This is a genomic window from Leifsonia sp. 466MF, assembly GCF_900100265.1.
GTDB lineage: Bacteria > Actinomycetota > Actinomycetes > Actinomycetales > Microbacteriaceae > Leifsonia.
The window spans coordinates 1,217,691-1,241,492 of record NZ_LT629696.1 but is presented as its reverse complement, the minus strand read 5'-3'; the positions used below and the strand labels follow the sequence as shown (position 1 = coordinate 1,241,492).

The window sequence follows — 23,802 nt, the reverse complement described above, 5'->3', positions numbered from 1 at the left end:
TTCCCAATTGAACACTTGCAGCGTACGACATGCCTCCGACGTGCGAAGGACGAAACGGGTGAACCGTGGAGGAAAGCTAGGTCACAGTTTCATCACGAACGCCGGAGCACCGTCCGGGCGTGCGCGAGCACCGGTCCGTCGACCATCCGGCCCTCATGCCGGAACACTCCCCCGCCCGCGTTCTCGGCCGCCGCGAGCAGCTCGCGAGCAGCCTGTACCTCGGCCGGATCGGGCCGGTAGGCGGCCCGGATCGTCTCCACCTGACCGGGATGGATGCACGCCGTCGCCGCGAACCCGACGGCCACGGCGTCCTCCGCCTCGGCCGCGAGTCCGGCGAGGTCGGCGATGTCGAGGTGAACCGTGTCGACGGCGTCGATGGATGCGGCGCCCGCCGCCAGCAGCACCGCCGACCGCGCATGGCGGGCGACGTCGCGGTACCGTCCGTCGGGGTGCCTGCTCGACGTGCCGCCGAGCGAGGCGACGAGGTCTTCTGCGCCCCACATCAGCGCGATCACGCCGGGCGCGGCCGCCAGCGACGGCGCCGCGAGAACGCCGGCGGCCGTCTCGCAGAGAGCGATGACGGCGTAGTCGCGCAGCCCGTCGAGGTCGGCCGGCCGCTCGGCCTTGGGAAGCATCACCGCGCGGTACGGCGTCGCGGCGAGCGCCGACAGGTCGGCGTCGTGGTCGTCGGTCCCGGCCGGGTTGACCCGGACGATGACGCGCTCCGGATCCAGCTCCGACGCGACGAGCGCTTCCCGGGCGGCGGGCCGCGCGGCCGGGTCGACCGCATCCTCCAGGTCGAGGATCACCGCATCCGCCCGCTCGATCGCTTTGGCGTAGCGCTCCGGGCGGTCGGCGGGGCAGAACAGCAGCGCCGGCCCCCAGGGGAATGGGGCGTCGCTCACAGGATCTCGTCCGACCCGTCGCCTCCCGCTGCGCCCGGATCGGACGCGACCGGAGAGACGTCCCGACACCACACCATCACCTGACGCGTCGCCGTGGCGACGACGACCCCGTCCTGGTTGCGTCCGGTGTGCTCGAGCGTGACGATGCCCTGCCCCGGCCGGGAGGCGGAGAGCCGCTTCGCGAGCACGACGGTCTCCGAGTAGAGCGTGTCGCCGTGGTGCAGCGGATGCGGGAACGCGACCTCGCTGAACCCCAGGTTCGCGACGATCGTGCCCTGCGTCAGCTGGGTCACCGAGGCTCCGACGATCGTCGCCAGCGTGAACATGGAGTTCACCAGCCGCTCCCCGAAGGGCTGCCGGGCGGACCACGCGGCGTCCAGGTGCAGCGCCTGCGTGTTCATGGTCAGGGTCGTGAAGAGGACGTTGTCGGCCTCCGTCACCGTGCGCCCCGGCCGGTGCAGGTACCGCGTCTCCGGCTCGAACTCCTCGTAGTAGAGCCCCCGCTGCTCGATCTCCCTCATGCCGCCTCCTCCAGTTCCACGCGCAGCGGTGCGCCGGTCGCGGCGACCACGTCGTCCACGGTGACGCCCGCGGCGACTTCGCGGAGCACCAGCCCGTCGTCCGTGACGTCGATGACGGCCAGGTCGGTGATGATCCGGTCGACGCATCCCGTGCCGGTCAGCGGGAGGCTGCACTCGGTCACGATCTTGGGCCGGCCTTCGCGGTCGACATGCTCCATCATTACGATGAGCCGCTTGGCGCCGAAGACGAGGTCCATCGCGCCGCCCATCCCCTTCACCATCTTTCCGGGGATCATCCAGTTGGCGAGGTCGCCGCGCTCCGAGACCTCCATCGCGCCGAGGACGGCCAGGTCGACGTGTCCGCCGCGCACCATCCCGAACGACAGCGACGAGTCGAAGAAGGCGGCGCCGCGGTTCACCGTGACCGTCTCCTTGCCCGCGTTGATGAGGTCGGGCTCGACCGCGTCGTCGGCGGGATACGGGCCGACGCCGAGCACGCCGTTCTCCGAGTGCAGGATGACCTCGACACCCTCCGGGATGTAGTTCGGGATGAGCGTGGGCATGCCGATGCCGAGGTTGACGTATTGCCCGTTCTCCAGTTCGCGCGCCACCCGGGCGGCGAGTTCGGTGCGGCTGAGGCTCATCGTGCGCTCCCTTCGGCGACTGTGCGCCGTTCGATCCGCTTCTCGACGCCCGGCGCGTGCACGACCCGCTGGACGAAGATGCCGGGGCAGTGCACGGCGCCGGGATCGAGCTCGCCCGGCTCGACCAGCTCCTCCACCTCGGCGATGGTGACACGGCCGGCCATCGCGGCGAGCGGGTTGAAGTTCATCGCGGCGGCATGGAAGACGAGGTTGCCGTGCCGGTCGCCCTTCGCGGCGTGGACGAGGGCGAAGTCGGGGCGGAGGGACCGCTCCAGCACGTACTCGGCGTCGTCGAACGTCCGCACCTCCTTCGGCTCGCTCGCGACCGCGACGGAGCCGTCGGCGGCGTAGCGGCGCGGGAGGCCTCCCGTCGCGATCTGGGTGCCGACGCCGGCGGGCGTGAAGAACGCGGGGATGCCCGCGCCGCCCGCCCGCAGCTTCTCGGCGAGCGTTCCCTGCGGGGTGAGCTCGACCTCCAGCTCGCCGGAGAGGAACTGACGAGCGAACTCCTTGTTCTCGCCGACGTACGAGCTGATCATCTTGCGGATGCGGTGCTCGGCGAGAAGCAGCCCGAGGCCCCAGTCGTCGACGCCGCAGTTGTTGCTGACCACCTCGAGGTCGGTGGTCCCCGCATCGAGCATCGCCTGGATCAACGCGCTCGGGATGCCGCACAGGCCGAACCCGCCGACGGCGAGCGTACTGCCGTCCGGGATGTCGGCGACGGCCTCCGCGGCGCTTCCGACGGTCTTGTCGATCATGCGTCCTCCCCTTCGAGGGTCTCTCGCCATCAGCTCCTGAGTTTTTCCGGCGACACGCCGGGTGCTGCGCGGAAAAACTCAGGAGCTGTCGGCTGCGGATTCAGGTTAGGCGGAGAAGCCCAGGGCGCGCGAGATCACCATCAGCTGGACCTCGCTCGTGCCCTCGCCGATCTCCAGGATCTTCGAGTCGCGGTAGTGCCGCGCGACCGGGTTCTCGTTGAGGAAGCCGTAGCCGCCGAAGATCTGCGTGGCGTCGCGGGCGTTGTCCATCGCGGCCTCGCTGGAGACCAGCTTGGCGACGGAGGCCTCCATCTTGAACGGCTTGCCGGCCATCAGCTTGAAGCAGGCGTCGTAGTAGGCGAGCCGGGCGGTGTGGACCCGAGCCTGCATCCGCGCGATCTTGAAGGCGATGTACTGGTTGGATCCGATCGGCCGTCCGAACACGTTCCGGCTCTTGGCGTAGCGGATGGCCTCCTCCAGGCAGCCCTGCGCGGCACCCGTGCAGAGCGCGGCGAACGCCACCCGGCCCTCGTCGAGGGTCGCCACGAAGTTCGCGTAGCCGCGGCCGCGCTCCCCCAGCAGGTTCGCCTCGGGGACGCGCACGTCGGTGAGGGTCAACGGATGCGTGTCCGAGGTGTGCCAGCCGACCTTGTCGTACACGGGCTCCGCGACGAAGCCGGGGGTGCCGGTCGGGACGATGATCGCCGACAGCTCCTTCTTCATCGATCCGTCCGCGCGCCGCTCCTCACCGGTGACCGCCGTGATGGTGACCAGCCGCGTGATGTCCGAGCCGGAGTTGGTGATGAACTGCTTGGTGCCGTTGATCACCCACTCGCCGTCGCGCAGCTCGGCCGTGGTCTTCGTGCCGGACGCGTCGGAGCCCGCCTCGGCCTCGGTGAGCCCGAAACCGGCGAGCGCCTGGCCGCGGGCGAGCATCGGCAGCCACTGCTGCTTCTGCTCCTCGGTGCCGCTGCGGAAGATCGGCATGGCGCCCAGCCCGACACCGGCCTCCAGGGTGACGCCGATCGACTGGTCGACGCGTCCCAGCTGCTCCACGGCGAGGCAGAGGGAGAGGTAGTCCTTGCCCTGCCCGCCGTATTCGACCGGGAACGGGAGACCGAACAGGCCCATCCGGCCCATCTCGGCGATGATGTCGTACGGGAGGCTGCGCTTGGTGTCGTACTCGTAGGCGGCGGGCGCGACGACCGTGTCGGCGAAGTCGCGGACCTCGTCGCGGAGGCGGCGCTGCTCGTCGGTGAGCTGGAAGCCGGCGACATCGGTGTCGTCGGCTCCGGCGGCTCCGGCCGCGGGGCCGGTGGGGCGGGTCATCTGCATGGTCATGCGGGTCCTGTCTCTTGTGGTGACTATCGCTGTGCGGCGGCCGGTCGTGTCGGCGCCGCGTCCGCCGGTTGGGGCGGAACGTCGGAAGTGCTCGGGATGGGCAGGGTCGCGTCGGCAGCGTCGGCAGCGTCCGCCTCGTCGGCGTCGACGCGGGCGACGAGCTGATCGAGCCGCACGAGGTCGCCGGGGCCGACGTGCACCGCGACGACGCCGTCGACGGGCGCCACCAGGCGGTGCTCCATCTTCATCGCCTCGACCACGACGACCGTGTCGCCCGCGGCGACGCGCGCGCCGGTCTCGACCGGGACGGCGACGACGGTGCCGGGCATGGGCGAGCGGAGCTCGGGATGCGCCGCGAGCGTCCCGCGGTCGACCGCGGCCAGCCGCTCGGCGAGGCGCGTCGCGCGGTCGCGCAGCCGCAGCGGACGGGAGCGGCCCTCACGCGCCAGCCACACGGTGTCGCCGTCGCGCGCGATGTCGAAGCGGATGGTCTCTCCGTCGAGGTCGAGGAGGGCGACCGCGGGGCGGCCCGCCGCATCCGGTTCGCGCAGACGAAGGGAGGCGCGGCGGGCGTCGGGCGTCGACGTATCTGCTGCATCCCGAACCACGGTGACCATCGCATCCTCGACCGGTCCGCTGACGGACACCGCCACCCCGTCCACGTCGTACCGCACCGGTCGCGCCCGGCCGGGACGCCATCCCGTCGGCGCACCCCACACCGCGCCGACTCCCGCCGGCGGTTGTTGCCAGCGATCACGGTGCGCGAACAGCGCCGCCGCGATCAGCTCCGGCTCGGTCACCGGCGCGGGCGTCTGCTCGGCGAAGCGGCGGTCGATCAGGGTGGTGTCCATCCGTCCGGCCAGGACGTCGTCGTCGGAGACGAGCCCGACGAGCCACGCCAGGTTGGAGACCGCGCCGAGGATACTCGTGCCGGCGAGCGCGCCGCGCAGCCGGGCGAAGGCCTGGTCACGGTCCTCGCCCCAGGCGACGATCTTGGCGAGCATGGGGTCGTAGTCGGTGACGATCGGGATGCCCGCGACGATGCCGCTGTCGACCCGCACGCCGTCGCCCTCCGGCTCGCGCAGCGCCAGCACGTGGCCGGCCGCGGGAAGGAAACCGCGCTCCGGGTCCTCCGCGTAGACGCGGGCCTCGACGGCGTGGCCGTTCAGGCGCACGTCCTCCTGCGCGAACGACAGCGGCTCCCCCGCGGCGATCCGCAGCTGCTGCTCGACGAGATCCAGACCCGTCACCAGCTCGGTCACGGGATGCTCGACCTGCAGCCGGGTGTTCATCTCCATGAAGAAGAACTCGTCCGGCGCCTCGGCCGACACCAGGAACTCCACCGTGCCTGCGCCCACATAGCCGACGCTCTCGGCGACACGACAGGCGGCCTCGCCGATGCGCGCCCGGGTCACCTCATCCAGCAGTGGCGACGGCGCCTCCTCCACCACCTTCTGGTGACGGCGCTGCAGCGAGCACTCGCGCTCGCCCAGGTGCACGATCCCGCCGTGGCGGTCCGCGAGCACCTGCACCTCGATGTGGCGAGGGGAGGCGACCAGCCGCTCCAAGAACAGGGTGTCGTCGCCGAATGCGGCCGCGGCGACGCGTCGGGCCGCCCGCAGCGCCTCCGGGAGCTCGGCAGCGGAACGCACGGCCTGCATCCCCTTGCCCCCGCCGCCCGCCGACGGCTTCACCAGCACGGGGAACCCGATGCGCTCGGCGGCGGCGATCAGGTCGTCGTCGCCGAGGCCCGGCTCGGCGATCCCGGGGATCGTGGGAACGTCGTGCTCGGCGACCGCGTGCTTCGCCGTGATCTTGTCGCCCATGACCTCCAGCGCGTGGACGCCCGGGCCGACGAACACGATGCCCGCCGCCTCGCACGCCTCAGCGAGCGCCGGGTTCTCGGAGAGGAAGCCGTAGCCGGGGTGGACGGCCTCGGCGCCGGTGCGGCGGGCCGCATCCACGATCTGGTCGACATCCAGGTAGCTCTCGCGCGCGGCGGGCGGTCCGAGGCGCACGGCGACGTCGGCGAGCGCGACGTGCGGCGCATCGCGGTCGGCGTCGCTGTAGACCGCGACCGAGCGGATGCCCAGGCGCTGCAGGGTGCGGATGACGCGGCAGGCGATCTCGCCGCGGTTGGCGACGAGGACGGTGCGGAAGGGGGTGGTGGTCACGCGATCACATCCGGAAGAGCCCGAAGGCGGTGTCGGGCAGCGGCGAGCGGGAGACGACGTCGAGCGCCAAGCCCAGCACGGTGCGGGTCTCGGCGGGGTCGATCACCCCGTCGTCCCAGAGCCGGGCGGTCGAGTAGTACGGGTTGCCCTGCTCCTCGTACTGGGCGGCGATCGGGGCGCGAAACGCGGCCTCGTCGTCGGAGGACCACTCCTCGCCGCGCGCGTCCAGCTGGTCGCGCTTGACGGTGGCCAGAACGCTGGCCGCCTGCTGGCCGCCCATCACCGAGATGCGGGCGGCGGGCCACATCCACAGGAAGCGCGGCGAGTAGGCCCGGCCGCACATGGAGTAGTTGCCGGCGCCGAAGGACCCGCCGATCACCACGGTGAGCTTCGGCACGCGGGCAGTAGCGACGGCCGTGACCATCTTGGCGCCGTTCTTGGCGATCCCGCCCGCCTCGTAGTCGCGGCCGACCATGAAGCCGGAGATGTTCTGCAGGAAGAGCAGCGGGATGCCGCGCTGGTCGCACAGCTCGATGAAGTGCGCGCCCTTGAGGGCGGACTCGCTGAACAGCACGCCGTTGTTCGCGACGATGCCGACGGGATGCCCGTGGATGTGTGCGAAGCCGGTCACGAGTGTGGTGCCGTACTCCGGCTTGAACTCGTGGAAGCCGCTGCCGTCGACGATGCGCGCGATCACCTCGTGGACGTCGTAGGGCGCCTGCACGTCGACCGGGACGACCCCGTACAGCTCGGCCGGATCGGCCGCGGGCTCGACCGGCGCTTCGACCGCCCAGGCCGGCGCCGCGGGCGGCGGGAGCGTCGCGACGATGTCGCGCACGATGGCGAGCGCGTGCTCGTCGTCCTCCGCCAGGTGGTCGACCACGCCGGACGTACGGGCGTGCAGGTCGCCGCCGCCGAGCTCCTCCGCGCTGACGATCTCGCCGATGGCCGCCTTCACGAGCGGAGGACCGCCGAGGAAGATGGTGCCCTGGTTGCGGACGATCACCGTCTCGTCGCTCATCGCGGGCACGTAGGCGCCGCCGGCGGTGCACGAGCCGAGCACGGCGGCGATCTGCGGGATCTTCGCCGCGGAGAGCCGCGCCTGGTTGTAGAAGATGCGACCGAAGTGGTCGCGGTCCGGGAAGACCTCGTCCTGCATGGGCAGGAACGCTCCTCCCGAGTCGACCAGGTAGATGCAGGGCAGCCGGTTCTCCAGTGCCACCTCCTGCGCCCGCAGGTGCTTCTTGACCGTCATGGGGTAGTACGTCCCGCCTTTGACCGTCGCGTCGTTGCACACGACCATGACGTGGCGGCCCGCGACCAGGCCGATCCCGGCGATGACGCCGGCCGCCGGGCTCTCGTCGTCGTACATCCCGGTGGCGGCGAGCGGAGCCAGCTCGAGGAACGGGCTGCCCTCGTCGAGCAGGGCGTCGATGCGGTCGCGCGGCAGCAGCTTGCCACGGGCGACGTGACGCTCGCGGGCGCGCTCGGGGCCGCCGGCCGCCGCGACGGCCAGTCGCCGCCGCAGATCGGCGACGAGCTCGCGCTGGGCGGCGTCGTTCTGCTCGAACCGGGCGTCCGTCGCGGACGCCTCACTGGTCAGGGTCGGCATGCTGCTCCATATGTCGTCGTCGACATCCGGTTAGTGGTCACTAACTCGGTTTTTAGGTTAGTGTTCATTAACCGAAAAGTCCAGCGTCGCCGACCGGGCGGCCCGACCCCATCGAGGACGATGACCCAGCCGAGTCCCGCCGCTCCCCTCGAGCGGCCGACGCAGCGCAGCCAGGCCAAGGCCGACCGGCGTGCCGCGCTGCTCGAGTCCGCAGCGACGCTCTTCGCCGAGCGCGGCTTCAACGGCGTCTCGATCGAAGACCTCGGGGCGGCCGTCGGCGTGAGCGGCCCGGCGGTGTACCGTCACTTCTCCTCCAAGCAGGCCGTGCTGTCGGCGCTCCTGATCGGGGTGAGCGAGCGTCTGCTCGCAGGCGGTCAGGCGGTCGAGCAGGCTGCGGCGGATGCGGCGACGGCCCTGCGGTCGCTGATCGGCTTCCACATCGACTTCGCCCTCGGAGAGCCCGACACCATCCGCGTGCAGGACCGCGACCTCGACTCGCTCGACGATGCTGCCCGCCGCCAGGTCCGCCGGCTCCAGCGCCGTTACGTGGAGGTGTGGATGGGCGTGCTCGGCACCCTGCACCCCGCCCTCGCCGACGACGAGCTGCGCGTGCGCGTGCAGGCCACGTTCGGCCTCCTGAACTCGACGCCGCACACCGCGCGCGTAGGCGCCCTACAGGTCGCGCCCGGCGTCGTGCGCCCCGTCCTCGAGCGCATGGCGTGGGCCGCCCTCACCTCCCCCTGACTGACATTCGTGCCGAATGTGCGTTCAGCGGCGCGCTTTCCGCACATTCAGCACGAATCCTCGGAGGAGGAGCTGGAGTCAGCGCGCGGGACGCAGCGTCAGGGTCTGGTCGGCCGCCTTCTTCACCGCGGCGGGGGTGAACGGCCACGGGCGCGTCTTCCCCACCGCCCACAGGTCGGTCTGGTCGGTGTAGTGCGCGTCGAACGCGTGACCGGATGCTCCCGTGAGGTTGATCCACGTGCTCTTGTCGAAGTCGGAGAGGTCCACCACCATCCGCATCGACGGCACGCGCTGCACCGCGAACCCGACGGTCGCATCCCAGCCCGCCGCATCCACGACGCTACTGCCGCCGCCCACGTGCCAGGGCCCGCGGTTCAGCAGCGCCTCGATGGGGGCGATGCCCGACTCCCCCAGGCTCGCGTTCTTCAGCGTGAGCGTGTGGAGGCGGTCCCAGCGCCACGACGACACGTCGCCGCCCAGCTGGTGGGCGGTCTCCTTCCACGCCTGACCGGCGGCGTAGGCGATCATCGAGTCGCGGTCGGACGTGCCGAGGTCCGAGTCCGCCCACCACGACGACTCCGGCTGCCCGAGCAGGGAGGCGACGACGGTGAACCAGCGGTCGCCGCCGGTCGGCGCGGTGGCCGCCGGGATCTTGCGGGCGAACATGTCGTGGAGCAGCTCCCGCCAGAACACCGCGAAGTAGGCGGCGGCCGCGCTGTCCGCATCGTCGCGGTAGTCCCAGTCGGCGAGCAGCCGGGCGGCCTGCTGCACGTCGGCGGACGCATCCGGCTTCTCGGCGACCGCGCGGATCACCGGGACGAGGTTCGCCGCGTTCGCGTCGTAGGTGTCCGCCTGGATGTCCGACATGTCCTTCGACGTCAGCTTCTTCCCCTGCGCCATCAGGGCGCTCAGGCGCACCTCGATCTGGTTGGCGCGGTACCCCTGGTCCCAGTCCGCCGTGATCAGCCGCGGGAAACCCGGCCCGACGGCGGCGTTGTTCGCTGTGACGATGTATCCGGCCGGCGGGTCGAACACCGACGGCAGCTCCTCGAACGGGATGGTGCCCGTCCAGCCGTACCCGCTGCTCCAGCCGGGCATCGGCATCGTCCCGTCGCCACCCGAGCGGACCGGGATGAGACCGGGCGCCTGGTAGCCGATGTTGCCGTCCACGTCGGCGTAGACCAGGTTCTGCGACGGAACCTGGAACTGCTGCGCCGCCGCCCGGAAGCTCGGCCAGTCGCGGGCGGTGTCGAAGGCGAAGATCGCGTTCGCGGTCGTGCCGGGGGTCAGCGCCGTCCACGCCAGCGACAGCTGGAACTGCTGCGCGGGCACACCGAGCTTGCCCGCCTGGTCCTTCGCGATCACGGCGTACGCATCGCCGATGTCCGTCACGATCGGCCCGTGCCGGGTCGACCGGACGGTGATCGTCACGTCCTTACCGCCGGCGACGCGGATGCGCTCCGTGCGCTTCTCGAGCGGCACCTGCCGGCCGTCGTACTCGTACGTGTCGCCGGTGACCTTCTCGACGAACAGGTCGGCGACGTCCGGACCCAGGTTGGTGAAGCCCCAGGAGATGCGGTCGTTGTGGCCGATGATGATGCCCGGGAAGCCGGAGAAGCTGAAGCCGGACACGTCGAACGGACACTCCGGCCCCACCGTCGTGCAGTGCAAGCCCATCTGGTACCAGACCGACGGCAGGGCGGCGCCGAGGTGCGGGTCGTTGGCGAGGAGCGGCTTGCCGCTGGCGGTGTGCGCCCCGCCGATCACCCACGAGTTGGATCCGATGCCGTCGCCGGCCGGACCCATCAGCTGCGGCAGGGAGTCGACACTCGCGGCCACCTGCTCCAGCTGCGACGCGTATGCGGTCGGCGCCGGCGCGGAGGCGTCCGCAGAGGACTGGTCCGCGGCTCCCGCGGCACCCGCTTCGGCATCCGGCGTGACGGTCCGCGGATTCCCGCCGCCGAGGTCGGTGATCGTCGGGTGGCCCGTGTACGGGTAGCCGGGATGGAGTTCCGCGACCTGCTCCGGCTTCAGCTTGGTCGCCAGCAGCGCGCGGTCGATCTCGTCCTCGAGGTTCGACCGGAGGTCCCATGCCATCGCCTTCAGCCACGCGATCGAGTCCGCGGGCGTCCAGGGCTCCGGCTTATAGGACGGATTCTGCAGGCCGAGGATGGCGTACTCCAGCGACAGCCCCGCGCCCGACCGCTGCTTGAGGTAGGCGTTCACGCCATCCGCGTAGTCCTGGTAGTACCGCAACGATGTCGGATCGAGCAGCTTCACCTCCTGCTCGGCGACGCGACGCCAGCCGAGCGTGCGAATGAAGGTGTCGGTCGGCACCTGGCTCGCGCCGAACATCTCCGACAGCCGGCCCGCGGTGACGTGACGGCGGAAGTCCATCTCCCAGAAGCGGTCCTGCGCGTGCACGTACCCCTGCGCGCGGAAGAGATCGTCGGCGGTGGATGCGGACAGCTGCGGCACGCCGGCGTCGTCGCGGTACACCGTGACCGGCTTCGTGAGGCCCGGGACATCCACCGACCCGGCGGTCTGCGGGAACGAGCGCGTGATCGTCCACACGCCGATGCCCCCGGCGACGACGACCAGCACCAGGAGGACGGCGAGCACGCCGCCGATCACCCTCAGGACCCGATGGTGCCGCCTCAGTCGGGGGGTGTCGTCGCCCACGTCGCTCCTTCGTCGGCCGGTACCGCCGTCTCTGAAGGAGCGTATCCCTCCGAGATGACGTCGAGTCGTGGATGCGGCTCAGCGGCCGAGATCGCGCTCCGGCGAGCCGACGTACAGCTGCTGCGGGCGGCCGATCTTCGTCTGCGGGTCGAGGTTCATCTCGCGCCAGTGCGCGATCCAGCCCGGCAGGCGGCCGATCGCGAAGAGCACGGTGAACATCCGCGTCGGGAAGCCCATCGCCTTGTAGATGACGCCCGTGTAGAAGTCGACGTTCGGGTACAGCTTGCGGTCGACGAAGTACTGGTCGGCCAGCGCGACCTCTTCCAGCTCCTTCGCGATGTCGAGGAGCGGATCGTGCACGCCGAGCGCCTCGAGCACCTCGTCGGCAGACTGCTTCACGAGCTTGGCGCGGGGGTCGAAGTTCTTGTAGACGCGGTGACCGAAGCCCATCAGCTTGACGCCGGACTCCTTGTTCTTGACGCGCTCGACGAACTTCTGGACGCTCTCGCCCGAGTCACGGATGCCGGCGAGCATCTGCAGAACGGCCTCGTTCGCTCCGCCGTGCAGCGGGCCGTAGAGGGCGTTGATGCCGGCGGAGACGGAGGCGAACAGGTTGGCCTGCGTCGACCCGACCAGACGGACGGTCGAGGTGGACGCGTTCTGCTCGTGGTCCTCGTGCAGGATGAGCAGGCGCTCGAGCGCCCGCGACAGCACCGGGTTCACCTCGTACGGCTCCGCGAGGGTGCCGAAGTTGAGGCGCAGGAAGTTGTCCACGAAGCTCAGCGAGTTGTCCGGGTACAGGAATGCCTGGCCCAGGCTCTTCTTGTGCGCATAGGCGGCGATCACCGGGAGCTTCGCGAGAAGACGGATGGTCGAGAGCTCGATCTGCTCCGGGTCGTGGACGCTCAGCGAGTCCTGGTAGAAGGTCGACAGCGCCGACACCGCGCTCGACAGCACCGACATCGGGTGCGCGTCGTGCGGGAGGGCGTCGAAGAAGCGGCGCAGGTCCTCGTGCAGCAGGGTGTGCCGGCGGATGCGCTCGTCGAACTCCGCGAGCTCCGACGTCGACGGCAGCTCGCCGTGGATGAGCAGCCACGCCACCTCGAGGAACGTGGAGTTCTCGGCGAGCTGCTCGATCGGGTAGCCGCGGTAGCGCAGGATGCCCTGCTCGCCGTCGATGTACGTGATCGACGAGCGCGTGGCGGCGGTGTTCACGAAGCCGTAGTCCAGGCTGGTCAGCCCGGTCTGCTTCGTCAGCGTCGAGAAGTCGATGCTCGAGGCCCCGTCGACGCTCGGCCGGATCGGGAACTCGGCGACACCGCCCGGATAGGTCAGAGAGGCCGTCGCGAGTTCGGCCTCCGCTACGGCCTTCTCGGTGCCAGTGCTCTCGGTGCCGAGTCCGCTCACAACGCCTCCTGGTGGGTTAGTCGCCCATATGGGTGGTCAAAGGTGCGCGCCGATCGTGGCAGCGCTGCCCGGCGCCGTCCGCTCGACAGGCCGTGCCGGTACAGCCTAACGAACGCCGGCGACAACTGCGGCATCGGGCAAAGGGGCCGGCGACCCGTTAGAGGTTGTCTCCAAACGCCCGTAGCCGCTCCGCCGCCGCGGCCACCCGCTCGTCGGTCGCCGTGAGCGACAGGCGCACGTGCTCCGGGTAGAAGTCGCCGTAGAAGTGGCCGGGGCCGGCGAGGATGCCGAGGTCGGCGAGCCGTCCGATGCTCTCCCAGGCGTCGCGTCCCTCCGTCGCCCACAGGTAGAGGCCGCCCTCGCTGCGGTCGATGCAGAAGCCCGCGGCCTCGAGCGCCGGCTTCAGCAGGTCGCGACGGGAGCGGTACAGCGCCTTCTGCGCCTCCACGTGCCGCTCGTCGCCGAGCGCGGTGACCATCGCGGCCTGCAGCGGCGCCGGCAGCATGAGGCCGGCGTGCTTCCTGACGTTGACGAGCCGCCCGATGATGGCGCTGCACCCCGCGACGAACGCCGCGCGGTAACCGGCGAGGTTCGACTGCTTGCTGAGGGAGTAGACCGCGAGGACGTTGCGGCGGTCCTGCCCGATGACCCGCGGGTCGAGGATGCTCGGAACGCGCTCCGCATCCCACGGCGCCTCCCAGCCCAGCTCGGCGTAGCACTCGTCGCTGGCGATGTAGGCGCCCAGCTCGCGGGCGCGGGCGACGGCCGCGCGCAGCTCCTCGACCGAGAGGATGCGGCCGTCCGGGTTGCCCGGCGAGTTCAGCCAGATCAAGCGCGTTCCCTCCGGCCATTCGGCCGGGTCGTCGCTCGCGACGGCGGTCGCGCCGGCCATCGCCGCGCCGATCGCGTACGTCGGGTACGCGGCGCGCGGATGCACCACGATGTCGCCGTCGCCGAGTCCGAGCATGAACGGCAGCAGGGCGACGAGCTCCTTCGAGCCGATGGTCGGCAGCACGTTCTCGACCGTCAGCCCGCGGACGCCCCGCCGGCGGTGGAACCAGTCGACGATCGCCTCCCGCAGGGCGGGCGTCCCGACCGTCTGCGGGTACGCGTGCGCGTCCGTCGCGCTGGCGAGGGCCTCGCGGATGAGGTCCGGCGTCGGGTCGACCGGCGAGCCGATCGACAGGTCGACAAGACCGTCCGCATGCGCCCGCGCCCGCTCGGCATACGGCGCCATCTGATCCCAGGGGTAGTCCGGGAGCTCCTGCAGCGCCACGTCAGCGCTCCTTCGCCGGCGCGGCCATCGATGCCGTCATCGGTGCGCCGAGGCTCAGTGCGCCTGCGGCGGCAGCGCGGCGATCAGCGGGTGGTCCTTGGAGATCACACCCACCTTCGACGCTCCGCCGGGCGAGCCGATGTCGTCGAAGAACTCCACGTTCGCGCGGTAGTAGTCCTTCCACTCCTCGGGCAGGTCGTCCTCGTAGTAAATCGCCTCGACCGGGCAGACCGGCTCGCAGGCGCCGCAGTCGACGCACTCGTCGGGGTGGATGTACAGCGACCGTTCGCCCTCGTAGATGCAGTCGACCGGACACTCGTCGATACAGGCCCTGTCCTTCACATCGACGCACGGGAGAGCGATGACATAGGTCACAGTGGATCGGATCCCTTCAGGTGGAGCTGTCCCTCTAGCTTAGGCCGTCGCGGGCCGGCTGCCGGGTCTTCACATCGGGCCAGGCGATCACGATCGCCGCGATCAGGATGGGCCCTGCGAGCCACACCTGTCCGGCGAGGTCGTTCTGGATGAGCACGGAGCCGCCCGCGCTCTGCTGCGCGAACAGGAGGATGACGGCGATGCAGCCCAGCGCCGCGAGCAGCGCGGGCAGCCGGCTGTGCCCGAGCAGACGCAGGCCCACGAGCAGGGCCGTGAACGCGAGAAGCGAGCCGATCAGCCCGAGCGGGATCGGGATCCCCCAGGTCACCGAGTACTGGTGGGCGACCGTCCCGATCGCCCCGAAGACCGCTCCCGCCAGCACGAGGAGGATGGCGCTGACGATCCGGCTGAGCATCCTCGCATCCTATCTGGACACATCCAGGACGGTGCTCTACGCTCGATTCAGTAAGGTTAGCCTTACCAATCATGAACCCCTCCCCCGACGAAGGTCACCTGTGCTCGCGAACTACCTGATCGGCCTCCGCGAAGGCCTCGAGATGGCGCTCATCGTCACCATCCTGGTGGCCTACGTGGTGAAGCTGGGCCGCACCGAGGTGCTGTCCAAGCTCTGGATCGGCGTGGGCATCGCGCTCATCGTCCCGCTCGGGATCGGCGCCGTCCTCACCTGGGGCCCCTACGGCATGAGCTTCCAGGCGCAGGAGATCCTCGGCGGCTCCCTGTCGCTCGTTGCGGTCGGGTTCGTCACCTGGATGGTGTTCTGGATGGGCAAGACCGCCCGCAGCATGAAGTCCACCCTCCAGAACCGGCTCGACTCCGCGCTCGTCGGCGCCGGCTGGGGCGTCGTGCTGCTCGCCATGCTGAGCGTCGGACGCGAAGGCATCGAGACCTCGCTCTTCGTCTGGGCGACCGTCGCGAGCACCGGGGGCAGCTGGGAGCCGGCCGTCGGCGCCCTCCTCGGCATCGCCACCGCCGCGGTCATCGGCTTCCTGCTCTACCGCGGAATGGTCAAGATCAACCTCGGCAAGTTCTTCACCTGGACCGGCGCCTTCCTCATCCTCGTCGCCGCCGGCGTGCTCGCCTACGGGCTCGGAGACCTGCAGGAGGCCGGCCTGCTCCCCGGCGGAGGCGTCCACGCGTACGACATCAGCCGCGCGATCCCCGCCTCCAGCTGGTACGGCACCCTGGCCGCCGGCATCCTCAACTTCAACCCGTCGCCGACCGCACTGCAGGTCGCGGCCTGGTTCATCTACCTCGCGGTGGTCGGCTACTTCTACATCCGGCAGCACCGTTCCGCCGCACGACCCGCGCCGACGGCCCCGGCCGCGGCTTCGGCGCCGCACGCGCCGATCGCGTCGTGACCCCCTCTTCTTGACCCCTCACTGCACCACAAGAGAAAGAACAGCACACCCATGCCTCGACAGCGCCCGGTGACCACCCGCACGCTCGCCTCCCGCTCGACCCTACGCCGCCTCACGGCCGTCGCCGGATCCCTCGCGGGGACCGCCGCCCTGGCCGCCGCGCTCACCGGCTGCGTCCCGAACCAGGCCACCGCCTCGGACGAGGCCATCGCGGTCACCCTGAGCGACGACAAGTGCACGGTGTCCACCAACACCGCGAAGGCCGGACCGATCACCTTCCAGGTGACCAACACGGGCACCGACGTGAACGAGTTCGAGCTGCTGGCCACCGACAAGCTGCGCATCGTCGGCGAGAAGGAGAACATCGGCCCGGGCACGACCGTCAACTACGTGGTCCAGCTCCCTGAGGGCGACTACTTCTCGGCCTGCCGCAAGGGGATGGTGGGCGAGCCGGCGCACGTCGCCAAATTCACCGTCACCCCGGGCACCGGCAAGACGGTCTCGCAGAGCGAGAGCAAGCAGGTCGCCCAGGCCGTCGCCAACTACACCGGCTACGTGAAGGACCAGTCCGGTGCGCTGCTGACCGCGACGAAGACCTTCGCCACCGCCTACGCTGGCGGCGATGACACGGCCGCCCGCGCGCAGTACGCAGCGGCCCGCTCCTTCTACGAGCGCATCGAGCCGACCGCCGAGCAGTTCGGCGACCTCGACCCCGCCCTCGACCTGCGCGAGGCCGACCTGGCCGAGGGCCAGGAGTGGACCGGCTGGCACCGCATCGAGAAGGACCTGTGGGCTCCCGCCGGGTACACGCCGTCCGACGCCGCAACGCGCACGCAGCTCGCCGACAAGCTCGTGACCGACACCCAGCGCCTGTACGACCTCGTCCACGCGAAGGACTTCACGCTCACCATCGACCAGATCTCCAACGGCGCCATCGGCCTGATGGAGGAGGTCGCCGGGTCGAAGATCACGGGCGAGGAGGAGGCCTTCTCGCACACGGACCTGCAGGACTTCCAGGCCAACCTCGAGGGCGCCCAGGTGGCCTACGGCGTCGTCCGCGACATCGCCGAGCAGAAGGGCAGCAACGGCAAGGACGTCGTCGCGAAGCTCGACGGCGAGTTCACGACCATCGAGAAGACGCTGGCCCAGTACCGCTCAGGCGACGGCTTCGTCAGCTACACGGAGCTCAGCACCGAGCAGGTCAAGGAGCTCTCCGACCAGGTCAACGCGCTCAGCGAACCGCTCAGCCACCTGACCTCGATCATCGTCAAGTAGGGCGCGTGACCGAGAACCACCACGACGCCGAGCGCCCGGAGGCCGACCAGGTCACCGGGCGCTCCGGCCTGTCCCGTCGAGGGATGCTCGGCCTCGCGGGCGCGACGGTCGGCGCCGGGCTCGTCGGCATCGGCGCGGGTGTCGCGGCCGACCGTGTCGTGGTCGGCGCGACCGCTGCCTCCGCCACGACGTACCCGTTCTACGGCGCCCACCAGGCCGGCATCACCACACCTGCGCAGGACCGCCTCCACTTCGCCGCCTTCGACACCTCCCCGGGCCTCGACCGGGACGGGCTGATCGAGCTGCTGCACGACTGGACGGCCGCCGCCGCGCGGATGACGCAGGGGCGTCCCGCCGGCAAGTACGGCCCAGCATCCGGACCGATGGACGCCCCGCCGGACGACACCGGCGAGGCGCTCGACCTGCCGCCCGGCGGCCTGACGCTCACCTTCGGCTTCGGTCCGACGCTGTTCCGCACGGCGAGCGGCGAAGACCGGTTCGGGATCGCCTCCCGCCGCCCGGAGGCCCTTGTGGACCTGCCCCGGTTCCCCGGCGACGCTCTGCAGGAGTCGATCACCGGCGGCGACCTGTGCGTGCAGGCGTGCAGCGACGACCCGCAGGTGGCTGTGCACGCCATCCGCAACCTCTCCCGCATCGCCTTCGGGCGCGCGGCGATCCGCTGGTCGCAGCTCGGCTTCGGCCGCACGTCGTCGACCTCCCGAGCCCAGGTGACCCCGCGCAACCTGTTCGGCTTCAAGGACGGCACAGCCAACATCAAGTCCGAGGACCAGACCGTGGTCGAAGACCAGGTGTGGGCCTCCGGGAGCGACGGCGCCGGGTGGATGGCCGGGGGCTCCTATCTCGTCGCCCGCAAGATCCGCATGGTCATCGAGACCTGGGACCGCCAGCAGCTCGGCGAGCAGGAGCGCATCATCGGCCGCGACAAGGGCGAGGGGGCGCCGCTCTCCGGCGGCACCGAGTTCAGCGACCCCAACTTCCTGGCGCTGGCGAAGGACGGCGGCACGAAGATCGACCCCGACTCGCACGTGCGGCTCGCGCATCCCACGATGAACAGCGGCGCGCAGCTGCTCCGTCGCGGCTACAACTTCGTCGACGGCAACGACGAGCTGGGTCGCCTCAACGCCGGGCTGTTCTTCATCGCGTTCCAGCGGGATCCGCGGAAGCAGTTCATCCCGATCCAGCAGCGCCTGGCGCAGAACGACCTGATGAACGAGTACGTCCGCCACGTCGGCTCCGGCGTGTTCGCGGTGCCGCCCGGTGCGAAAGAGGGCTCGTACGTGGGAGCCGGGCTCTTCGCCTAGCTTCTTCGCCTAGCCGGCCGACGGCGTCGGGCTCGGCGTGCCGCCCTTCGACACCGAGTAGTTGGCGACCCAGCCGTTGCTTCCCGCGTCCGTCACCACGACGAGCACGCCGTACGTGCCGTTGCTGAACGTCCCGGTGCCGCCGCCGTTCGGGCCGCGGGTGCCGAACTGGCCGGTGAACCCGGCGTCGGTGAGCTGCTTCTCGATGGCGGTGTAGGCGTCGCCGTTCTCGACCTTGACGGTCACGTTCCACACCTTGTCGGCGCCGGAACCGAGGCCGGCGCCGAACACGACGTCGCCGTCGGCGAGCGGGACCTCCTTCGGGAAGTCCGCCGGGACGGATTTGCCGCCCAGGTCGACGTTGCCGCCCGAGACATCCTTCACGACGCCCTGGAAGCTGCACGCGGTCAGCGCGGGGGCGGCGCCCAGGAGCAGGACGGCAGCGAGGGGCAGGGCGACGAGGCGGCGTTTCATGCATCCATTCTCCCGGATGACCGACCAGCCCTGGCTAGGCAGTGCCGTCAGCGGCCATCCAGAGGACGCAACACGCCGTTCTGGCTGAGCCAGAACGGCGTGTTGCGACCCCTCGGTAAGCGGGCAGGTCAGACGGCTGCGGCGTCCTGGCGCTTGAGGCGGGCGGCGGCGCGACCGCGGGCGGTCGCATCCAGCTCGACCTTGCGGATGCGCACGGCCTCCGGCGTCACCTCGACGCATTCGTCGTCGCGGGCGAACTCCAGCGACTCCTCGAGGGTCAGCTGACGGCTCGGCGTCATCGACTCGAACGTGTCGGCCGTGGAGGAGCGCATGTTGGTGAGCTTCTTCTCCTTGGTGATGTTCACGTCCATGTCGTCCGCGCGCGAGTTCTCGCCGATGACCATGCCCTCGTAGACCTCCTCCGTGGGGTTCACGAAGAACGTCATGCGCTCCTGGAGCGCGATGATGGCGAACGGCGTCACGACGCCGGCGCGGTCGGCCACGATCGAGCCGTTGCTGCGGGTCACGATGTGACCGGCCCACTCGTCGTAGCCGTGCGAGATCGCGTTCGCGATGCCCGTGCCGCGGGTGGTGGTGAGGAACTCGGTGCGGAAGCCGATCAGACCGCGCGACGGAACGATGAACTCCATGCGGACCCAGCCGGTGCCGTGGTTCGCCATGTTCTCCATGCGGCCCTTGCGGGCGGCGAGCAGCTGCGTGATCGCACCCAGGTACTCCTCGGGGGCGTCGATGGTCAGGTGCTCGAACGGCTCGTACGTCTTGCCGTCGATCTTCTTGGTGACCACCTGCGGCTTGCCGACGGTGAGCTCGTAGCCCTCGCGGCGCATCTGCTCGACGAGGATGGCCAGCGCCAGCTCACCGCGGCCCTGCACCTCCCACGCGTCGGGACGGCCGATGTCGAGGACGCGGAGCGAGACGTTACCGACCAGCTCGCGGTCGAGGCGGTCCTTCACCATGCGCGCGGTCAGCTTGTGACCCTTCACCTTGCCGACCAGCGGCGAGGTGTTCGTGCCGATGGTCATCGAGATCGCGGGCTCGTCGACGTGGATCGCGGGAAGGGGTCGCACGTCGTCCGGGTCGGCCAGCGTGTCACCGATCATGATGTCGGCGAAACCGGCGACGGCGACGATGTCGCCCGGGCCGGCGGACTCGGCCGGGTAGCGGTCGAGCGCCTTGGTGATCAGCAGCTCGGTCACGCGGACGTTGTGCACGTCGCCGTCGTGACGGACCCAGGCGACGGTCTGGCCCTTCTTCAGGGTGCCGTTGAAGATGCGGAGCAGCGCGAGGCGGCCGAGGAACGGCGACGCGTCGAGGTTGGTCACGTGCGCCTGCAGCGGGGCCTCGGGGTCGTAGCTCGGCGCCGGAATGTGCTCCAGGATCGCCTCGAACAGCGGCTCGAGGTCGTCGTTGTCAGGCAGCTCGCCGTTCGCCGGCTTGTTGCGGCTCGCAGCGCCGGCGCGACCGGACGCGTAGACGACGGGGACGTCGAGGATCGCGTCCAGGTCGAGGTCCGGGACGTCGTCCGAGAGGTCGCTCGCGAGGCCGAGCAGGAGGTCCTGGCTCTCGCCGACGACCTCGTCGATGCGGGCGTCACCGCGGTCGGTCTTGTTGACCGCGAGGATGACGGGGAGCTTCGCCTCGAGCGCCTTGCGCAGCACGAAACGGGTCTGGGGCAGCGGGCCCTCGGACGCATCCACCAGCAGGACGACGCCGTCGACCATGGAGAGGCCGCGCTCGACCTCGCCGCCGAAGTCGGCGTGGCCCGGGGTGTCGATCACGTTGATGGTGATCGGGCCGTTCGGGGCGTGCTTGCCCTTGTACGAGATCGCCGTGTTCTTGGCGAGGATGGTGATGCCCTTTTCGCGCTCGAGCTCGTTCGAGTCCATCGCGCGCTCCTCGACGTGCGCGTGCGCGTCGAAGGAGTTCGTCTGCTTGAGCATGGCGTCGACCAGCGTGGTCTTGCCGTGGTCGACGTGGGCGACGATCGCGACATTTCGCAGATCATCGCGGCGGGCGACGGCGTTCTCGGACATGCGTACAGACTCGACTCTCGTCAGAAGGAAGAAGGGGAACGGTCCATTCTATCGTGGATCCGCCCCCCTTCTCCTGTGTCCGCTGTCAGCGAGCCCTTCAGCCCTGCGAAACGGAGGACATTCGCGCGGTCACCGCCGCCCGCACCTCCCATTCGTGCGCAGCAGGGGCGTGTCTTTCCGGATCTCCACCGTTTGCCGTGGTCGCGGCCCGTGCAGGGTTTCCTCCGCCGCAGACGCCAAGAGGGCCGGTCCTGTTGGACCGACCCTCCCCTGTGTCGTCGAGCGGCTCAGAGCCCCTGGGCGACCGGCGGCTCCGGCGCCGGAGGCTCCTCGACGATCGTCGGGGCGGGCGCGGTGTCGTCGGAACCGGCGGCGAGCAGCTCCAGGCGCAGGGCGCGACGGGCGCGCTGCTGCTCCGGGTCCGGAAGCGGCACGGCGGCGAGCAGTCGCTGCGTGTACGCCTCCTTCGGGTAGCGGAGTATCTCGTCGCGCGTGCCCACCTCGACCAGGCGGCCGTGGTGCATCACCGCGATGCGGTCGGCGAGCACGTCGATGACGGCGAGGTCGTGGGTGATGAACAGGCAGGCGAAGTTCATCTCCTTCTGGAGGGTCTGCATCAGCTGCAGCACGCGCGCCTGCACCGACACGTCCAGCGCGCTCGTCGGCTCGTCGGCGATGAGCACCTGCGGCTTCAGCGACAGGGCGCGGGCGATGCCGACGCGCTGCTTCTGGCCGCCCGACAGCTCGTGCGGGAACCGGCTGCGGTAGGCGCGCGGAAGCTCGACGCTGTCGAGCAGGCGGTCGACCTCCTTCGAGAGCTCCGCGCCCTTGAGGTTCTTCGCGAGGCGCAGCGGCTCGGCGATGGAGTCGGAGATCTGGAGGCGCGGGTTCAGCGACGACGACGGGTCCTGGAACACGATGCCGACGTTACGGTGCAGCTTGCGGATCTCGTCCCGGCTCGGGCTGCTGATGTCCTGCCCGGCGACGACGAGCTGACCCGAGTGGATGGGAAGCAGGCCGATCGCGGCGCGGCCCAGGGTCGTCTTGCCGGAGCCCGACTCGCCCACGAGGCCGACGACCTCGCCCTCGTGGATCTTCAGGTCGATGTCGCTCGCCGCGCGGAACGCGGGCACGCGGCCGTGCTTCGGATACTCGATCGCGACGTTGCGGAAGTCGACGACGACCTCGCGCTTGTCCATCTCGGCCTTCTCGTGCTCGGCCTGCGCCGCCCGCTCGTTGGCGCGGATGCGCTCGGTGAACGACGCATCCGGGTTCTCCGTGCCGGCGGCGAGGGCGGCCGTCGTGTCGATCTCCTCGTCCTCGCGCTGGCCGAGGTGCGGAACGGCGTCGAGCAGGGCGATCGTGTACGGGTGCTTCGGCTCGGCGAAGACCTCCGCCACCGTCCCCGACTCGACGATGTCGCCCTTGCGCATCACGACGATGTTGTCCGCGAGGTCGGCGACAACGCCCATGTCGTGCGTGATCAGCAGGATCGCGCTGTCGAGACGGTCGCGAAGGCTGCGCAGCAGCTCCAGGATCTCGGCCTGGACCGTCACGTCGAGCGCGGTGGTCGGCTCGTCGGCGATCAGCAGCTTCGGGTCGCACGAGATCGACTGGGCGATCATCGCGCGCTGGCGCTGGCCGCCGGAGAGCTGGTGCGGGTACGAATTGAACGCCTTCTTCGGGTCGGGCAGCTCGACCATGGCGAGCAGTTCGAGCGCACGCTCCTTGGCCTCGTGCGGCGACATCCCGAAGTGGATGCGCAGGGTCTCGACGATCTGGAAGCCGACCGTGTACACGGGGTTCAGCGCCGTCATCGGCTCCTGGAAGATCACGGCGACCTGACGACCGCGCACGCGCCGCATCTGCGGCTGGCTGAGGCCGGTCAGCTCGCGGCCGTCCAGCTTGATGGAGCCGCGGACGCGCGAGTTCTTCGGCAGGAGGTCGAGGATCGCCATCGAGCTCGCACTCTTGCCCGAACCGGACTCACCCACGATCGCGAGCACTTCGCCCGCCTTGATCTGGTAGTTCAGGTTCTTCGCGGCGGGCACCCAGACGCCGTCCACACCGAAGTCGACGGAGAGGTCGTTCACCTCGAGGACGGGGCCGCCGGCCTGCGCCGTCGCCCGGACCGGGTTGGTCTCGGTCATGATTCGTGGTTCCTTTCGGGGGCGTTCCGGCGGGATGAGAGCATGGACCCATGCCCTACGTCTCTCCCGCCGAACGCGAGGTTTTCGTGTCCCGGTTCAACCGGGTCCTTGCCGTTCTGATCTGGGCGGCCGCTGCCGCCCTGACCATGGGCCTGCTGTTCAGCGTCCACGACGCCCGGCTGCTCTACATCGTGCCGGGCGCGCTGTTCGCGTTCGTCGCGTGGGCGATGCTCTGGCGTCCGCAGCTGACGGTCGCCGACGAGGGCATCACGGTCGTCAATGTCACGCGCACCGTCCGCATCCCGTGGGAGGCGCTGATCGCGGTGGACACCAAGTACGCCCTGACGCTGTACACCCCGGGCCGCAAGATCCCGGTGTGGGCCGCTCCCGCGCCCGGCACCGGAAGCACGCTCCGCGCAACCCGCAACGAGACGAAGGGCCGCATCGGCCGCCCGCGCGTCGAGGACAGCGTGCGCCGCCCCGGCGACCTGCTGGGCACCGAGTCCGGCGCGGCGGCCGAGGTCGTGCGCCGCCGCTGGGGCATGCTGCAGGATGCGGGCGCCATCGACGCGGGTCGTGCCGACGAGACGCCGGTCACGGTGCGCTGGCACCTGGTCGAACTCGCGGTGCTGGTGCTCCTGCTCGCGGGCACCGTCGCCGCGCTGCTCCTGGCCTGAACCGGCCGGGAGCAGCGCGACGCGGGCGGGCG

Annotated in this window: 20 protein-coding genes; 5 read left to right on the top strand and 15 right to left on the bottom strand. The window is 70.4% G+C overall.

What is annotated here, in order from left to right; genetic code table 11:
- Positions 1-92 precede the first annotated feature (92 nt).
- The 7 genes from BLR91_RS05885 to BLR91_RS05855 form a co-directional block, all read right to left on the bottom strand.
- Positions 93-905, bottom strand: coding sequence for an HpcH/HpaI aldolase/citrate lyase family protein (locus BLR91_RS05885; protein ID WP_089876424.1), 813 nt, complete (start codon positions 903-905; stop codon positions 93-95).
- Positions 902-1,426 (bottom strand): MaoC family dehydratase, encoded by a 525-nt coding sequence (locus BLR91_RS05880; RefSeq protein ID WP_089876426.1) that lies wholly within the window; start codon positions 1,424-1,426, stop codon positions 902-904. Before BLR91_RS05880 ends, BLR91_RS05885 begins: the two co-directional genes overlap by 4 nt.
- Entirely contained in the window at positions 1,423-2,070 is a 648-nt protein-coding gene (locus tag BLR91_RS05875) for a CoA transferase subunit B (RefSeq protein ID WP_018191475.1), read from the bottom strand. The genes BLR91_RS05880 and BLR91_RS05875 overlap by 4 nt, the downstream gene beginning before the upstream one ends.
- Positions 2,067-2,828, bottom strand: coding sequence for a CoA transferase subunit A (locus BLR91_RS05870; protein ID WP_018191476.1), 762 nt, complete (start codon positions 2,826-2,828; stop codon positions 2,067-2,069). The genes BLR91_RS05875 and BLR91_RS05870 overlap by 4 nt, the downstream gene beginning before the upstream one ends.
- Positions 2,829-2,933: 105 nt before the next feature.
- Positions 2,934-4,169 (bottom strand): acyl-CoA dehydrogenase family protein, encoded by a 1,236-nt coding sequence (locus BLR91_RS05865; RefSeq protein ID WP_089876427.1) that lies wholly within the window; start codon positions 4,167-4,169, stop codon positions 2,934-2,936.
- A gap of 23 nt (positions 4,170-4,192) precedes the next feature.
- Positions 4,193-6,343 (bottom strand): acetyl/propionyl/methylcrotonyl-CoA carboxylase subunit alpha, encoded by a 2,151-nt coding sequence (locus BLR91_RS05860; RefSeq protein ID WP_089876429.1) that lies wholly within the window; start codon positions 6,341-6,343, stop codon positions 4,193-4,195.
- Positions 6,344-6,347: 4 nt separating this feature from the next.
- The gene (locus BLR91_RS05855) at positions 6,348-7,955 is read right to left on the bottom strand and encodes a carboxyl transferase domain-containing protein (RefSeq protein WP_089876431.1); all 1,608 of its coding nucleotides are present in this window, start codon (positions 7,953-7,955) and stop codon (positions 6,348-6,350) included.
- A gap of 120 nt (positions 7,956-8,075) precedes the next feature.
- Between BLR91_RS05855 and BLR91_RS05850 the strand changes: the two genes are divergently transcribed.
- On the top strand, positions 8,076-8,699 hold the full coding sequence (locus tag BLR91_RS05850; protein ID WP_018191480.1) for an SACE_7040 family transcriptional regulator: 624 nt from the start codon (positions 8,076-8,078) through the stop codon (positions 8,697-8,699).
- A 78-nt stretch (positions 8,700-8,777) separates the two neighbouring features.
- Here the strand turns inward: BLR91_RS05850 and BLR91_RS05845 are convergent, their stop codons facing one another.
- From BLR91_RS05845 to BLR91_RS05825, 5 genes are all read right to left on the bottom strand, one after another.
- The gene (locus BLR91_RS05845) at positions 8,778-11,381 is read right to left on the bottom strand and encodes a penicillin acylase family protein (RefSeq protein ID WP_089876433.1); all 2,604 of its coding nucleotides are present in this window, start codon (positions 11,379-11,381) and stop codon (positions 8,778-8,780) included.
- 78 nt (positions 11,382-11,459) lie between these two features.
- Positions 11,460-12,788: a citrate synthase gene (locus tag BLR91_RS05840; RefSeq protein WP_089876435.1), complete on the bottom strand. Its 1,329-nt coding sequence runs from the start codon at positions 12,786-12,788 to the stop codon at positions 11,460-11,462.
- Between the two features lie 157 nt (positions 12,789-12,945).
- A complete protein-coding gene (gene dapC, locus BLR91_RS05835; protein WP_089876437.1) occupies positions 12,946-14,064 on the bottom strand; it encodes a succinyldiaminopimelate transaminase in 1,119 nt (372 codons plus the stop codon).
- A 54-nt stretch (positions 14,065-14,118) separates the two neighbouring features.
- Complete coding sequence (gene fdxA / locus BLR91_RS05830; RefSeq protein WP_018191484.1) at positions 14,119-14,439, bottom strand: ferredoxin; 321 nt, start codon at positions 14,437-14,439, stop codon at positions 14,119-14,121.
- Between the two features lie 34 nt (positions 14,440-14,473).
- Positions 14,474-14,854 (bottom strand): hypothetical protein, encoded by a 381-nt coding sequence (locus BLR91_RS05825; protein ID WP_089876440.1) that lies wholly within the window; start codon positions 14,852-14,854, stop codon positions 14,474-14,476.
- 100 nt (positions 14,855-14,954) lie between these two features.
- Between BLR91_RS05825 and efeU the strand changes: the two genes are divergently transcribed.
- From efeU to efeB, 3 genes are all read left to right on the top strand, one after another.
- Positions 14,955-15,818, top strand: coding sequence for an iron uptake transporter permease EfeU (gene efeU, locus BLR91_RS05820; RefSeq protein ID WP_089876442.1), 864 nt, complete (start codon positions 14,955-14,957; stop codon positions 15,816-15,818).
- Between the two features lie 69 nt (positions 15,819-15,887).
- Positions 15,888-17,093, top strand: coding sequence for an iron uptake system protein EfeO (efeO, locus tag BLR91_RS05815; protein WP_089876444.1), 1,206 nt, complete (start codon positions 15,888-15,890; stop codon positions 17,091-17,093).
- Between the two features lie 5 nt (positions 17,094-17,098).
- Positions 17,099-18,415, top strand: coding sequence for an iron uptake transporter deferrochelatase/peroxidase subunit (efeB, locus tag BLR91_RS05810; RefSeq protein WP_089876446.1), 1,317 nt, complete (start codon positions 17,099-17,101; stop codon positions 18,413-18,415).
- Positions 18,416-18,424: 9 nt separating this feature from the next.
- Here efeB and BLR91_RS05805 read toward each other — a convergent pair whose 3' ends face one another.
- The 3 genes from BLR91_RS05805 to BLR91_RS05795 all read right to left on the bottom strand — a co-directional run bounded on the left by BLR91_RS05805 (position 18,425) and on the right by BLR91_RS05795 (position 23,093).
- Positions 18,425-18,889, bottom strand: coding sequence for a hypothetical protein (locus BLR91_RS05805; RefSeq protein ID WP_089876448.1), 465 nt, complete (start codon positions 18,887-18,889; stop codon positions 18,425-18,427).
- Positions 18,890-19,017: 128 nt separating this feature from the next.
- Positions 19,018-20,943, bottom strand: coding sequence for a translational GTPase TypA (typA, locus tag BLR91_RS05800; RefSeq protein ID WP_018191490.1), 1,926 nt, complete (start codon positions 20,941-20,943; stop codon positions 19,018-19,020).
- A gap of 287 nt (positions 20,944-21,230) precedes the next feature.
- Complete coding sequence (locus tag BLR91_RS05795) at positions 21,231-23,093, bottom strand: ABC transporter ATP-binding protein (protein ID WP_020077291.1); 1,863 nt, start codon at positions 23,091-23,093, stop codon at positions 21,231-21,233.
- Positions 23,094-23,143: 50 nt separating this feature from the next.
- On the opposite strand from BLR91_RS05795, the gene BLR91_RS05790 reads away from it, so the two are divergent.
- Entirely contained in the window at positions 23,144-23,770 is a 627-nt protein-coding gene (locus BLR91_RS05790; protein WP_089876449.1) for a PH domain-containing protein, read from the top strand.
- The last annotated feature ends 32 nt before the right edge of the window (positions 23,771-23,802 follow it).